The 14,255-nt window shown below is 37.6% G+C and carries 19 protein-coding genes; 3 read left to right on the top strand and 16 right to left on the bottom strand.

Annotated features, from left to right (window positions below; all coding sequences use genetic code 11):
* Positions 1 to 75 precede the first annotated feature (75 nt).
* Complete coding sequence (gene ylbJ, locus MUB24_RS01150; RefSeq protein WP_244700526.1) at positions 76 to 1,299, top strand: sporulation integral membrane protein YlbJ; 1,224 nt, start codon at positions 76 to 78, stop codon at positions 1,297 to 1,299.
* Positions 1,300 to 1,364: 65 nt separating this feature from the next.
* Here ylbJ and coaD read toward each other — a convergent pair whose 3' ends face one another.
* The 10 genes from coaD to MUB24_RS01100 form a co-directional block, all read right to left on the bottom strand.
* Positions 1,365 to 1,844: a pantetheine-phosphate adenylyltransferase gene (gene coaD, locus MUB24_RS01145; protein WP_244700066.1), complete on the bottom strand. Its 480-nt coding sequence runs from the start codon at positions 1,842 to 1,844 to the stop codon at positions 1,365 to 1,367.
* 13 nt (positions 1,845 to 1,857) lie between these two features.
* Positions 1,858 to 2,415, bottom strand: coding sequence for a 16S rRNA (guanine(966)-N(2))-methyltransferase RsmD (gene rsmD / locus MUB24_RS01140; RefSeq protein WP_244700063.1), 558 nt, complete (start codon positions 2,413 to 2,415; stop codon positions 1,858 to 1,860).
* 328 nt (positions 2,416 to 2,743) lie between these two features.
* A complete protein-coding gene (locus MUB24_RS01135) occupies positions 2,744 to 4,150 on the bottom strand; it encodes a hypothetical protein (RefSeq protein WP_244700060.1) in 1,407 nt (468 codons plus the stop codon).
* Between the two features lie 135 nt (positions 4,151 to 4,285).
* Complete coding sequence (locus tag MUB24_RS01130; protein ID WP_244700057.1) at positions 4,286 to 4,561, bottom strand: YlbG family protein; 276 nt, start codon at positions 4,559 to 4,561, stop codon at positions 4,286 to 4,288.
* A gap of 27 nt (positions 4,562 to 4,588) precedes the next feature.
* Entirely contained in the window at positions 4,589 to 5,035 is a 447-nt protein-coding gene (locus MUB24_RS01125; protein WP_244700054.1) for a YlbF/YmcA family competence regulator, read from the bottom strand.
* A gap of 54 nt (positions 5,036 to 5,089) precedes the next feature.
* Positions 5,090 to 5,470 carry a hypothetical protein gene (locus MUB24_RS01120; protein ID WP_244700052.1) on the bottom strand — a complete coding sequence of 127 codons (381 nt, stop codon included), beginning with the start codon at positions 5,468 to 5,470 and terminating at the stop codon, positions 5,090 to 5,092.
* 58 nt (positions 5,471 to 5,528) lie between these two features.
* Positions 5,529 to 5,768: a YlbE-like family protein gene (locus MUB24_RS01115; protein ID WP_244700050.1), complete on the bottom strand. Its 240-nt coding sequence runs from the start codon at positions 5,766 to 5,768 to the stop codon at positions 5,529 to 5,531.
* 13 nt (positions 5,769 to 5,781) lie between these two features.
* Positions 5,782 to 6,183 (bottom strand): YlbD family protein, encoded by a 402-nt coding sequence (gene ylbD, locus MUB24_RS01110; protein WP_244700048.1) that lies wholly within the window; start codon positions 6,181 to 6,183, stop codon positions 5,782 to 5,784.
* Positions 6,184 to 6,281: 98 nt separating this feature from the next.
* Positions 6,282 to 7,343, bottom strand: coding sequence for a CAP domain-containing protein (locus tag MUB24_RS01105; protein ID WP_244700046.1), 1,062 nt, complete (start codon positions 7,341 to 7,343; stop codon positions 6,282 to 6,284).
* A 142-nt stretch (positions 7,344 to 7,485) separates the two neighbouring features.
* On the bottom strand, positions 7,486 to 7,920 hold the full coding sequence (locus tag MUB24_RS01100) for a CBS domain-containing protein (RefSeq protein ID WP_244700043.1): 435 nt from the start codon (positions 7,918 to 7,920) through the stop codon (positions 7,486 to 7,488).
* A gap of 279 nt (positions 7,921 to 8,199) precedes the next feature.
* Between MUB24_RS01100 and MUB24_RS01095 the strand changes: the two genes are divergently transcribed.
* Entirely contained in the window at positions 8,200 to 8,559 is a 360-nt protein-coding gene (locus MUB24_RS01095) for a YugN family protein (protein WP_244700041.1), read from the top strand.
* 289 nt (positions 8,560 to 8,848) lie between these two features.
* On the opposite strand, the gene MUB24_RS01090 is transcribed toward MUB24_RS01095, so the two are convergent.
* The 5 genes from MUB24_RS01090 to MUB24_RS01070 form a co-directional block, all read right to left on the bottom strand.
* Positions 8,849 to 9,076, bottom strand: a complete 228-nt coding sequence (locus MUB24_RS01090) for a transposase (protein ID WP_244700039.1) — start codon at positions 9,074 to 9,076, stop codon at positions 8,849 to 8,851.
* Positions 9,077 to 9,079: 3 nt separating this feature from the next.
* Positions 9,080 to 9,256 (bottom strand): hypothetical protein, encoded by a 177-nt coding sequence (locus MUB24_RS01085; RefSeq protein ID WP_244700037.1) that lies wholly within the window; start codon positions 9,254 to 9,256, stop codon positions 9,080 to 9,082.
* Positions 9,257 to 9,361: 105 nt separating this feature from the next.
* Positions 9,362 to 10,546 carry a Gfo/Idh/MocA family protein gene (locus MUB24_RS01080; protein WP_244700524.1) on the bottom strand — a complete coding sequence of 395 codons (1,185 nt, stop codon included), beginning with the start codon at positions 10,544 to 10,546 and terminating at the stop codon, positions 9,362 to 9,364.
* An 89-nt stretch (positions 10,547 to 10,635) separates the two neighbouring features.
* Positions 10,636 to 11,361, bottom strand: coding sequence for a ThuA domain-containing protein (locus MUB24_RS01075; RefSeq protein WP_244700035.1), 726 nt, complete (start codon positions 11,359 to 11,361; stop codon positions 10,636 to 10,638).
* An 81-nt stretch (positions 11,362 to 11,442) separates the two neighbouring features.
* Positions 11,443 to 12,525, bottom strand: a complete 1,083-nt coding sequence (locus MUB24_RS01070; RefSeq protein ID WP_244700033.1) for a Gfo/Idh/MocA family protein — start codon at positions 12,523 to 12,525, stop codon at positions 11,443 to 11,445.
* 234 nt (positions 12,526 to 12,759) lie between these two features.
* On the opposite strand from MUB24_RS01070, the gene MUB24_RS01065 reads away from it, so the two are divergent.
* Positions 12,760 to 13,764, top strand: a complete 1,005-nt coding sequence (locus MUB24_RS01065; RefSeq protein ID WP_244700031.1) for a DUF3231 family protein — start codon at positions 12,760 to 12,762, stop codon at positions 13,762 to 13,764.
* 52 nt (positions 13,765 to 13,816) lie between these two features.
* Here MUB24_RS01065 and MUB24_RS01060 read toward each other — a convergent pair whose 3' ends face one another.
* Positions 13,817 to 14,248, bottom strand: a complete 432-nt coding sequence (locus tag MUB24_RS01060) for a BrxA/BrxB family bacilliredoxin (protein WP_244700029.1) — start codon at positions 14,246 to 14,248, stop codon at positions 13,817 to 13,819.
* Positions 14,249 to 14,255 lie beyond the last annotated feature (7 nt).

Genomic DNA, 14,255 nt, shown 5'->3' with positions numbered 1-14,255 from the left:
TTATGGTCTAAATGTGATTTTTATGAGTATATTGATTATGTGGGTGTTGGACAGGGGGTAAACAGTTTGGGTAAGATGAATGGATCAAAAATAAAAACATTACTATTAGCATTCTCAGTAACTTTAATGGCCATATCAATGATCATTTTGCCTGAGGACTCATTAGAAGCATCCATACGTGGATTAAATATGTGGTGGAAAATTGTCTTTCCGTCTCTATTTCCATTTTTTGTCATTTCTGAATTACTCATTAGCTTTGGTGTTGTGAAGTTTATGGGAGTGCTTCTCGAACCTTTTATGAGGCCTTTCTTCCGGGTACCTGGTGTAGGAGGATTCGCTTGGGCAATGGGGATGGCTACTGGATTTCCGGCAGGGGCCAAATTGACAGTCAGATTGAGACAAGAAAAACAAATAACGCGAATAGAGGCTCAAAGACTAGCATCTTTCACCAATTCATCTAGTCCTTTATTTATATTCGGAGCTGTTTCTGTAGGCTTTTTTCAAAATCCTCGTTTAGGCTTCTTATTGGCCGCCGTTCATTACTTAGGGAATTTTTGTGTCGGTATTATCATGCGATTTTATGGAGCAAAAGAGGAAAAGAAAAAACAAAATAAAGGGCAATCCTTACCAAGCCTTTCCCAAGCCTTTTCAGCTTTACACCAAACAAGAATGAAAAACCAAAAACCAATTGGAAAACTATTAGGTGACGCCGTCATGTCATCTATTCATACTTTACTTATGATTGGCGGTTTTATTATTCTCTTTTCGGTGCTCAATAAATTACTATTTCACCTTCACTTTACACCTGCTATCGCATCCTTGCTCGATTATATTTTGCCCATTTTTCAGTTACCGAAAGAATTTGGAAACTCCTTGGTTGCGGGAATTTTTGAAATTACATTAGGGAGTCAGATGACTAGTGAAATACCAGGGTCTCTGCTGATGCATCAAGCAGTCATCGTCAGTTTTATTCTCGGTTTTAGCGGTTTAAGTGTACACGCACAAGTTGCCAGTATTTTAGCTGATACCGATATTGGCTATAAACCTTTTTTCTTTGCCCGCATATTACACGGGTTCCTTTCCAGCATTTTTACCGTGCTACTTTGGAAACCATTTTCCCATTACTTTCATATTCAAGCGATCGAAACGACTGTCCCTGTTTTCCTTCAGGAACATGAACAATGGTGGAAAAAAATCATGTCTCTATTTACGGAGACAGGGCCTCTACTGACCATTATAGCGCTTATTTTTTATATCTTTTTCTATGTAAAAGCGAACAGAAGAATCCAGCATAACTAATACTAATCCTCTCCACCGATACGGATGCGCCATCATCGGTGGAGAGAAAAAGGAATCCGTAACACTTAACTAAATTTCTTTTTAAGTGCCCTCTCAACCTCTAACGGTACAAGTTCAGATATATTCCCGTTATATTTGGCCACTTCTTTGACAATACTTGAGCTTAAAAAAGAATATTGGTTATTGGTCATAATAAAGAATGTTTCAATTTGTTCATTTAATACTCTATTCATGGAGGTGATTTGCATTTCATATTCAAAGTCTGAGACAGCCCTCAATCCACGTATAATAGCTTTCGCATTCACACTTTTTCCATAATCGACGAGCAACCCATCGTAGGAATCTACAATCACATTTTCAATATCCTTAGTGACCATTTTTAAAAGTTCCATTCTCTCTTCTACTGAAAATAGGGGCTGTTTGGAAGAATTGTTCAAAACAACGACTCGAACCTCTTCAAAGACTTTAGCCCCTCTTTGAATAATATCCATATGTCCCATTGTTACAGGATCGAAGCTCCCTGGACAAACTGCTATATTTTTCATGGTACCTCCCTAGTTATTTCTCAATTAGATGATAAATCGATAAAGCCGTAATGCCATAATGGGCTGTTTTTCTTTGTTCCAAATCCCCCACTTTTCTAGGAAGTGAAAGTTCGGAATCATGTTCAACAATAATGAGGCCTTGAGAATGAAGCAGATTATTTTTTTCAATTGTATTCAATAAACTTTCTAACTTTTGATGATGGTAAGGAGGATCTAAGAAAATATAGTCAAATTGTAATTTTCTTTTGACTAACGCCTTTAAAGCACGTTCTGCATCATTGCGATAGATTTCAGATTGGTTTTCCAATCCACAGTAGTCAATATTCTTTTTAATCGTTTGAATCGCTTGGCGGTCCTTATCAATAAAAATAACTTTGTCCATTCCACGACTTAATCCTTCTATTCCTAAAGCTCCACTACCGGCAAACAAATCGAGAGCCACGCCCCCAGTGAAATATGGGCCAATCATATTAAATAAGGTTTCCTTTACCTTATCAGTCGTTGGTCTCGTCCCATTTCCAGGTACAGCCTTCAGCGGCCTTCCTTTTAAATCCCCCGAAATTATTCTCATATCGTCACCAAATTTTGCTAAATTTCTACTTTATCCCACATATTTCACTTTATCCTACCAAATTTAAATGGCCTATTCAATTATCTTTATTTAAAAGCAGTTTCTTGTATATTCCATCGATTTATAGGAAATAATGACTTTAACGGCATCAATAATGATGCTGTTGCCAACCGCGGAGAAGACTTACATTCCCCTTAAGTTCTTCCTCCGGTTTCTCCTCTCCCTTTTTGCCTTCTAAACCGTTTAGACGGCAATGGAAGGGACCCTGCAGAAATGCAGGGTTATTTTTTTATAGGATAGGAGTATAAAAATTGGCTAATGTTTGGATCTAGCTCCGGGGCCTTGCGCTTTTCTTAATATAAAAACCATCAGGGGCGTTTTTAACTTCGACATTCAATAATATAGATATGAATGGAATGTCAATCAGCATTGCTTGCTGAGTAAATAATACCGGAGGCTCGGTTGTTCCGTAGCGCTTGTCATTTAAGTCAAAATATCGTTTATTCGGATAAAAACGATAATGAACCTCTCCTTTTTCCACTTCTATGATATCATGATCCTTCATTTGCACATGATAATGTAAAGCCTCTAATAAAGGTAAAAAATCCATCAACCATTTTTCATTCTGTTGTAAAATATTGATTTGATTATTTTCTGTTCCATTTATAAATACCTTTCTAGGATCATATCGTAAGAACGATACAAAAGGACTGTCCTTTTTCGCATTATGAGTAAAAAAACGGATCTTTCCTCCACTGATATCACTTAAGATTTGATCAAGATTTTTACTTTCTAATGTGTTTTGTTCAAATGAACGAATGGAGTGATTCCAATCCTTTAATTGTTTTTCAGAAAGATTATTTTTTAGTTCCAAAAACATCTTATTGGCCTTTGCATCTTTTGGAGGATCATCTACAATCAGAGAAGACAATACGTTGGATAACCATTTTTCCTCCGGTAAAAAAGAAAATCTATTTTCAATATCTGTCCTAATCAATTGGCGTTGAATGTCTTTCATATTATCTTGTGGATGGATCATCATAAAATGGTCATTCTTTCCTTCTTTATACTGATTAGAGATGATAATGAATAAGTTCTTTTGACTCATTGGCTCAAATTTCACTTCTGCCAATTTCTTTGGGTCGTAACTTGAATACATAATCAGTTTTTCATGAAGATCAACTAGCTCTAAAGGTTCCTGTTGCCAGTATAAAATGACCTTGTCATCTTTCACATCAAAATAATAATAATCTAATAAATCCACTTTTTCTTTCGCTATTTCTTTTGTATTACTAATCCAATTCCCCGCTCTCCAACTAAATTCACTGAGTTGGATGTGATGGGATTGGATGTTGACATCCACTAATTGAATGAGCCAATCCTGCAATAAAAAACTTTTGACCTCTTGTTTAGAATCTGGAATAGAGTAAGTAAAAGTCATTTCTCCATTTCTCACTTCCACCTGATTATTCTCTATCGAACAGCCAAATTCTTCTCCATCCTCACATTTAATTTTTTCGATTTTACCAGGAATGTTCAACTTAAAATTCTGATTCGGTAGATGATGGATCGTCTGCTTTATCTGAAATTGCCCATTCCGATGTTTGATTTGGATCGTTTCTTCGCCTGTAATAACAGGATTTTCATTTTGTGAAGAATAAGCTTTCCATTGGTAAAACAATAAACTCCCAGTTAGAAAAAACAGCATAGTGATTAAGAAAATAAACCTTTGCACTTCTATTCTCCTTAGTAGCTTCTAGTAAAGTTTTCGGCAAATATCAGCATTTTTTTAGCACGACAAAAAGCTGCCGCAGGAAAGATCCTTGTCCTAAGTAAAAGTAGGAGGAGCCTTTCGCCTGCAACAGCTGATTTATAGCCCAATGCGATAATCATACTCTTTCGCTTTATCTGGTTTAGAATTTTCATAAACCGTTTTTAAAAATGGCTTATAAGATAATTCCACCTTTTTTACAAATGGTAATGCCGCTAACTTTTCTGCCTTTTCCTCTGCTTCAGCCTGTGCCGTATACATAACAACATATTTCATTCGTTTTGACACATAATGGATATTCCCATATCTTCTTAAAGTCTTCACATTTTTTAAATTAAATAACCAAATGATCAATCCTTGTCTTTCACTAAACATACATTTTCCCCTTTAAATTATACTACGCTACGCGGAACAGCCACAGCTTCCTCCTGACCCACAGCCTCCACTGCACGAAGAACCTGTATCAAAAAATGGATTTCCTGTTGGTACTTTAATCTGATCTGAAACAGACCGAGCAATCATAACACTGACCTCATCCAATAGGGATTGCAATTCATTTTCTATTCGGCGAAAATTAGCAATATTTTCATCTAGATCCATTTCTCTTTTTCGCTCTCGCGTTTTGATCATAATTTCTTTGTAATCGGGGTGATAGCGCCCAAATCTTTGAACGTCTTCATATAATTCCTTTATTTCAAGGAAAGATCTAATCTTCCTTTGAGTCTCTGGCGTGTTTTGTAATTTATGATAATAAAACCGGTACTTATTCGCAATCTCCGATTGGATAATTTGTTCGCTAATGAGCTCGGCCTTTTCTATTAATTGAACTATTTCGATTGTAGCAAGCATACGCCCACCTCCAATCATTATTTTACCATGTTTTGAAGACGGTTGCGAGGGGTCTTATAAAATGGTTACCTGAAAACTTTTAGAAATGTTTAATGGCTGATTATTTAAGCCGACAACTTCTACCTTTATTTTATGGGATCCAGCTTTTAGATGCTTAACAATAAAGGCAGCCGTATCATATTCATCATAAAACTGGTCATCAATATATAGATTGATTTTTGCTCGGTTTTTATCCGCTACATTGAAGGATACATCTGGAACAAAACATTCTACTTTCACTTGATCCCCATCAACATAGTGTTGGATTTGAAAAACAGGATCCTCTTTCCCAATTTCTGATGCTTCGGCTGCAAAAGATTCTGGCTCAGGTATTTTTTTACCACAACCAGTCACTAGAAATAATATGACTAATACGAACACGAATCTCCACATCATTATCACTCCTCCCTTTTAGTTTTCACAAAAGGAAGAGGTTCATGCAAGAAATTCGTTATTATTTCGAGGTATTTAATGCTTGAAACATATTCATCATCATGGAAGCCATTTGCATATTATTCGAGAATCGTTCAACACGATGAGGGATGGTTTTTTTAAAATAATGTAACGAGGCAATTTCGAATTGTTCTAGTCCTTCCGGTTCTCTTGATAATTTCCGATACCATATTGGTTGTTCCCTTAAAAATTGTTTTAATTCTTTGTTTTCATAAATATATTGAATCACTTCTTGACGCATACTCTTATCCCCCTTAATCTTTTCTAAAAGAAAAAGGATTATTTCTGTTCGTTTGAGTTCCTGTTTGCGTACTTTGGCCAGACTGACTTTGAAATTGGGTTAATACCCCTTGAACCGCACCGATTGCTTGACTTAATTGTTGAATATGGTGTTGGAGTTGATTGACATCCATGTTCTTTAATATTTTCGTGATCTGACCCATTGATAATTTACTCTCTCCCTCTTTAGTCGAACGATTTCCTTCTTCTTTTGAGTTTTCTTTTTTCCATTTAGGGTCATCTTCTCCAAGTAAATACCAATCCTCAAATAACTCTTGCCAAGTATATTCCTCCCGCCGAACAGCTTTAATTAAATGAGGATGTTGCTGAATGAATTCTTTGAACTCCTTCACAGAGGGATGAAGGTCCTTTTCCATATTACATCACCTCGCCTATACAATGATCCTATATATAGAATATGTTTACTTGTAAAAAAAGTCCTTAAAAAAAAGAAAAAAGCTTGTGAGGCTTTTTCTTATTCTGTTTTTATGAAATTTTGAGTATAATACTTCTGGAAAACACCAACACCTAAGTTTGTATAATCTTTATCCAATAAGGTTTTTCTATGACCTTCTACATTAAGCCAGGCCTCTACTGCAGCAGGACCGTCTATATAGTCTTTGGCAATATTCTCTGCAGCTGCATCGTATTCAATACCTTGTGCATCAAGTCTTTCCGCAAGAGAACCATATTCAGGAGAGTCATGGGAAAAATACTCATGATTGGCCATGTCTTGACTATGGTTATAGGCAACGGCAGACACCGTTTCATCCCATTTTAATGTGATTAAATCAAAACGCTCTCTGATAATATTAGTAATATCAAATATTTGTTGCTTACTCCCCTCCTCAATTTCCTTCCATTCTTCTCTACCTGGGTTCTCAGGCTCCAATAAGTGACCATTATATAGTAATTCATAAGGCTTTTGGGTAATAAGCGTTTTTGTATCAAAAAAACGGATGCTCGTTAAGGTACCTGTATATTTATCAATTGATAATTGAGCGAAAATATTGCCTAAAGGGACAAGGGGACGAAGATTTAAATCTTCTTCTGACAATTCAAATCGATAAGCCCCTTCATCCGTTGATATCGTAATTTCTGCTTCCATAATGGTTGACCGAAATATATCTGCAACAGACTGACCAATCGTGTATGGTGAGACATTTAATTGATTCCCCAAAGCATAAATGGTCACAACTTTTTTTTGACTCACACCAACCTGCATATAAGTTCCAGCAAAATTTTTATAAATCCACCAATCATACCCATACGCAGATGGATCAATTCTTTGCGGTTTTCCATAATCCTTTATAAGCGTCTCACTGTTTTTACCAATGTATACAGAGAGTCCCTCGTCTGGACGTGTGGTTTCTTCTTTCTGATCATCTTGAATAGAATAATCGATTTTAGGAGGCGTGGCGGAGTTCTGATCCTTTATGGGTTCATTCTCATCTTCAGGGGTGGAATGCGAAAAAATCATTAAAACAAAAATAAGAAATGAAATGATACAAACTCGAACAAGCATACGCATACGCATTCTCAGCCCTCCTTTTCTAAAACAGCCATTACCTTCCACTGATCTAAAATGGGATAAATTAGACATATGATTACATTTTAACATTCTTTTCTGCTCATTGAAAATGAAAAAACCCTGAATTTTCAGGGTTTTTTCATTGCAATTAATGAAATGCTTGGTTTTCATTTGGTTCCGATATTTCAGAAAGGGCGGCTTTTGCTTGATCATTGGTTAGGTCCCGTACAGCTAAGTCTGCCAAAGCAACGATCCCGACTAATTTAGAATCTTCGACAACTGGCAGTCTGCGAATTTGTTCTTTGGCCATTAACTGCGTAGCCTCTTGAGTCGTTGTTTCTGGAGTCACAGTAATTAAGCGGCTGCTCATAATATCACTCACTTTGGACTGAGGGGACTCTTTCTCAGCGATACATCGTAAAACAATATCTCGGTCTGTAATGACGCCTATCAGTCTTTCGTTATCCACGATTGGAATAACACCGATATTATCATCTTTCATTCTTACGGAAACATCGTATACCGTTTCATTTGGCGAACAAGTCTCTATACTTGTTGTCATAATATCCCGTATTTGTGTCATATTAATAGTTCCTCCTATTCCTATAATCGTTCGATCCCATAGCTTTTGAAAGGACTGTCCATCTATCCGGCAGCATTAACCAACCTGCCTATAGAAAACAGCTTTTGTTATTTTTCACTATTTAGTCAAAAATATTCACTTTTTAATTCATTTGTTGATTCCCAAGCTTCCTAACATTGCAACTTCCTGCTTTTTCGACTATTATATAAGAGGAATAAATGATTCTTTTTATGCTAAGAGTAGCGTTAAACTTGTTGGATCAAAAAGGAGGGACATACTTTGAAATTTGAAAATACCGGTATTGAAACATTACATATTGATTTAAATCGTTTGGATGAAGTAATGGAAGAAAACGCTATGGTGAGAGCCGGACAATGGGATTATGAACGGGTCACGTATGATCACAAATTTCAAATTCGTGAAGGGACATACTATTTGCGTGTACAGGGCTATGCCACCCAAGGGGATGTTGGAGCCCATGATGCCTTTATTCAGTTAATGAATCCAATCTTAGGAAAGCATTATTATCCTCATGGTGTTGAATATGGAGAAGATGAATATTTCCCTGAACATCTTGTCAAGCAATGCCAACAAATGCTTGAAAAAATTTACAAAGACCTGTCAATATTTGCTGATTGATAAGAAAAGCGCAAGCGCCTTGTTCAGCCCCGACAAGCAAATGTTCTGAGACAAGAAAAGTCCGGTTTTGACTTTTATTGGCTCAGGTTATTTGACCTCGAGGGGCTAGGCGCTGGAGCTGGATGTTAACGTTCTTTGGTGAATGCCCCCTCCTTAACACCCTGTCGGGTTGTTTGAAGAAGGGGCTTCCTGTTTCATGAACCGTTGCATAATGGGGGTGTCCCAAATATGTCTTACACAGTCTCCACAGGCGTAAATTATACCGTTCGGACACAACCTTGCCCTACAGTTATGGCGATTCCGTTATAGTAAGGAACTCATCTAATCCTTTTTGTAAGATGTTTCGACTCGCATTATGGTCACGATCAAGTATCGTTCCGCATTTTGTGCAAATATGCGTACGAATAGAAAGAGACTTTTTCACCCGCTTGCCACAACTCGAACAATCTTGTGAAGTGAATGTAGGTTCTAGTTTGATCAAGACCCCTCCATTTCTTGCGCATTTGTATGCGAGCATGTTTCATACATACCCCAGCCTGCGTCTGAAATAGATTTTGCTAACATCTTCCTTTTTAACAGGAGAGAGCTGATCGATTCGATCGATGAGTCCTAATTTGTCTATTAATTGACGAATAACAGGAGCCGATCCGACTCGACATACTTGAAAGTCAGGAATCTGCGGAATTGGATTATTCATTGCAATCACCCCACGGTCTTCATACCCTTACCTTCGATAGGACATGGGGGAATTCCTGCAAAAAAGATTTTAGGCTTTCAAAGGGGCGCGGAATATAGGATTAATCTACCTATTCTCCAAATTTTGAACAATATCTTCAATCGATACCCACTGTTTTGTTCGAGAAGATTGTTCAACCGCTTCAAGAACAGCTTGATTTTTCACGCCATCATAGAAGTTAGGAGACGGACTATAACCTTGCCCAATTCCACTTAATAACTCTTCTACTAAATTGATAAATGTATGCTCATATCCAATAATATGACCTGCTGGCCAGTAGGCCCCTGCAAATGGGTGTATTTCTTCTGTACAAGTGATCGTTCTAAATCCTTGCAATCCCGGCTCATCATCATGGAAATAGACCTCTAGGTTATTCATATGCTCAACATCCCAACGAATAGAGCCTTTTTCTCCGTTAATTTCAAACCGATTGCCGTTTTTGTTTCCTCCTGCAAAACGGGTCGCTTCAAATGTCCCTATCGCTCCATTTTCAAATTTTGCGATAAATACACTGGCGTCATCTACATTTACATCTCCCAATTTGTCACTTGATGCAGTTCCACTTAGCCCATCACTATCCTCTACAATGGGGCGTTGTTTAATAAACGTTTCCATAATGCCTGTCACTTCTTTGAATTCTCCAACTAAAAATCTGGCAAGATCAATACTATGTGCAGCAAGATCACCATGCGAACCTGAGCCTGAAACATCTTTATTCAATCGCCAAACAAGTGGAAATTGCGGATCCATAATCCAATCCTGCAAATAAGTTGCACGAATATGATAAATTTTGCCTAGTCGCCCCTCTTCGATTAACTTCTTTGCAAATTGGATTGCCGGAGCAAAACGATAATTATGATTAATCATATGGAGAACCTTATTTTTTTCAACCGCTTCCAACATACGCTTTGATTGCTCTAAGTCCATAGCTAAAGGTTTTTCACAAAATACATGTTTCCCTGCTTCCGCAGCGGCAATCGCAATTTCAGCATGATTATAATTAGGTGTCACAATATCGATTAAATCGATATCGTCGCGCTTTATTAGTGTCCGCCAGTCTGTTTCATATGAATTCCAGCCAAATTTATTGGCAGCTTCTTTCACCTTTTCTTCATTGCGACCGCATATGGCTTGTAAGACAGGTTCCACTTTTGGGTCAAAATAGAAAGCTACATCACGGTAAGCGTGGGAATGAGCTTTTCCCATAAATTTGTAACCAATCATTCCAATTCTTATCTGCTTTTTGTTTATATCTATCACAATTCAACAATCCCTTCTTCTTAAAGTATTTTTATAACTGAGACTGTATTTTATTGGTCTAGCATGTGATTTATACTTTTTTATTGGCTGTCTCCCATTCCAGAATAAAATTTCAGTGTATCTGAAGATGGATGATCCGCTAATTTTTTCCCTTCAGCACACCAAAGAAATCCTCTTCTCATGATTTCTGTTACTTCATGTCTAGCTACTATATCAGCATGGTGTCCAAGCGAATTATAAAACACTCGACCTTCTCCCCAACGCTTTGTCCATACAACTGGCATGTCCACTGCCTTATTCGTCGAATGAGGTCCTTCCACAACGGGGAATCGGGTTGTTGCTAATACTTCGACGGCTGGGTCAACATGTAGATAATATTGCTCACTAACGACCTTAAAATCTTCCATTCCTGAGAGTAGCGGACTTGAAGAATGTTTTATATTGACCATATACTCAACCCCGTCATTTCCAGGATGAGCGACCCAATTTCCACCCGTCATAAATTGCCAATCCACATCATTTCGGAAAGAGTCACACATACCTCCATGGCATCCAGCTAAGCCTACTCCACTCATAACCGCTTGCGAAATATTACGTACATACTCGTTTTCGATTTTCCCCATCGTCCAATGCGGTACAATCAGGTCAAATGTTTTTAATTTTTCTCCATCTGCATAAGTATCCAATGAATGAGAAACTTCAACTTCGAAATTTTCTTCCTCTAAAATATTCTTAAAAATACCTGCTATTTGCTCCGGTTCATGACCATCCCAGCCACCCCAAACAATTAATGCCTTTTGACTCATTTTCTTCACTCACCTTCTTTTTTTTTACGAAAACGGAAAGATCTCACAACAGTCTTAACGTCCCTCTCTTCTATAGAGCCTTTAAAAATGAATCGGTAAAGCCTTAGGTTGTTCACATGTGCTAGTAAGAATATAATGCTTCCCTTCAGCAGAGGCTTCGTGTATACCATGCATTACTTCCAATACATGAAGCGTTAATAAACCATTGGCTCTATGGTCTTCTCCATTTCGGAGTGAATAGGCCATGTCCACCACACCTATTCCTCTACTATTCTCTGTAAACCTGTGGGTCAATGGAATTTCTTCCCACTCCTGACTTCCATGTTTTTTTAAGCGAACTGGACCACCAAAGGTATTGGGATCAGGAACTATAATCGTGCCCGTTGATCCGTAAATTTCAATATTCGGTAGAGTTGAACCGCCTACATCAAAACTAGTAATAATGGTCCCAATTGCTCCATTGTCAAAATCCAATACACCCGTGATATGGGTGGGCACTTCCACTTTTATTTTTTCTCCATATTTTGGTTTACTTGTAATTGTCCGCTCTTTATACGTGATGCGTGTGGAGCCTGTTACCCTGCGAATCGGACCGATTAGATTAATTAAGGCGGTTATGTAATAGGGGCCCATATCAAACATGGGGCCTCCGCCTTGTTGATAATAAAATGATGGATCCGGATGCCATGATTCATGACCAGGCGACATCATAAACCCAGTAGCTGCCACTACCTCACCGATCGCCCCGTCATCAATTAACTTTCGGCAAGTTTGGATCCCCCCGCCTAGGAAAGTGTCAGGGGCACCACCAAGCTTTAAATTCTTTTTCTTCGCTAGTTCTAGAACTTTTTTACCATCCTCCAATGAAATCGCAAGCGGCTTTTCAACATAAACATGTTTCCCTGCTTCAAGCGCACGAGTACAAACTTCTGCATGTGCTTGGGGGATTGTTAAATTAATGACAATTTCTATTTCAGGATCCGCTAATAATTCTTCTACTGTATAGGCTTTTGGAATATCGAATTCTTCTGCTCTTGCTTTGGCACGAGAATAGTCTAAATCTGCACAGGCAACGATCTCTAGAATTTCAAATTTTTTGCCGGCCTGACAGTAAATACTGCTTATATTCCCACATCCGATAATACCGACTTTTACATTTTTCATCTTATCTCCCCCTTGTGAAACCTTTTACATACATTGAAAACGGTCACATCTTCTAAGAAGGTGTTTGTTTATCCATTGTACAAAGATAATATACTACTACAGTAAGGTAAAAATGATGGATAGTCAACGATTATTTTGGTCTCTTATGCGAAGAATGAACCTGGAGAGAATAAATTATATTTACATGCTAAAACTAACAGAAAATCGGCTTAAAGAGGAGAGAGTAAAACTAAAATGACAAAGAATCTTCATGAAAAGTTAACATCTGCTGATATCGGAAAACTTTGGGTCGCGTACATGGGAAATTCTTTAGGCGAACGTGTTCTTAGTTATTATCTTCAACATATTGACGATAAAGACATAAAAAAAGTACTAGAATTTGCTCTAAATACATCTCAATCACTTTTAGAAAAAATAAAAGAAATATTTATTCAGGAAAACATTCCTTTACCTGTTGGGCTTACAGAAGAAGATGTTAACTTCGACGCACCAAGATTATTTTCAGACGAGTTTTATTTACATTACCTTAGATATACAGGAAAAGCGGGGTTTAGCATTTATTCGATTGCCTTACCTTTAATGTTAAGAGAAGATGTTAGAGATTTTTTTATTTATGCGCTTCATCAAAATATACAACTAATCACAAAGGTAAATGAATTAATGAAGGCCAAAAGTTTTTCTACCAAGCCTCCTTTAATCCCGATACCGGAAAAAGTTGATTTTATCAAAAAGCAACATTACTTAAATGGTTTTTTTGGTCACATTAGGCCTCCACATGCTTTAGAAATCACCCATCTTTACGATACTATAGACAGCAATATAACAAGTAGAGCCTTATTAATAGCTTTTAGTCAAGTAGCAGAAAGCGATCAAATCCGAAAATTCTTTATAAGAGGAAAGGAGATCACCGCCAAACATTTAGAAGATTGTTCTCAGCAACTGAATAAGGAAAATTTACCATCCCCTTCACTTTTGGATCACTTAGTTACGACCTCTACCATCTCACCTTTTTCAGATAAATTAATGCTATACCATAAAATCGATATGTTCTCCGTGAAAATAAGATCTTATGGAAATGCCATCTCTCTGAACGGCAGACGAGATTTAATGACAATGTATACAAAGATTTTAAAGGATATTTTCCTATATGTCGAGGACGGGGGCAATATTATGATTGATCAGGGTTGGATGGAGCAACCGCCCAAAGCGGCTGATCGCGATTCCTTAGCTTCAAAGTAAACATAATAGTGAGCTGTCCCATAAGTTGAGACAGCTCTATTTGTTTCTCTTTTTAAATACGGTTGAATGCATCTAAAAGGTTTTGAGCAATTGTTTCAACATCATGATCTTCGATGTCTTCCCTGCCGATAAAGTGAATCACTTCTTTCCCTTTAAACAAAGCCATCGAAGGGGAGGATGGTTCGTAGTCCTTTAGATATTCCCGCATTTTCATTGTTGCCTCGCGGTCTTGTCCCGCAAAGACGGTCACAAGATGATCAGGACTGTTTGTGCTAGCTGTCACTGCTTGGATGGCGGCCGGTCTTGCAAGGCCGGCTGCACAACCACAGACGGAATTAATGACAACTAAAGTTGTTCCTTCAACATTTTCCATGAAGCTCACAACATCCTCTTCTGATAATAACTCCTTAAAATCAGCGTTTGTTAATTCCTCCCGCATTGGTTGCACAATTTGTTTCATATATTCTTCATAAGCCATGGACATCTTCATT

The sequence above is a fragment of the Lederbergia sp. NSJ-179 genome (genome assembly GCF_022867885.1).
GTDB lineage: Bacteria > Bacillota > Bacilli > Bacillales > Bacillaceae_C > Lederbergia.
The sequence above is the reverse complement of the archived record's forward strand: the minus strand, read 5'-3'. Positions and strand labels throughout refer to the sequence as shown.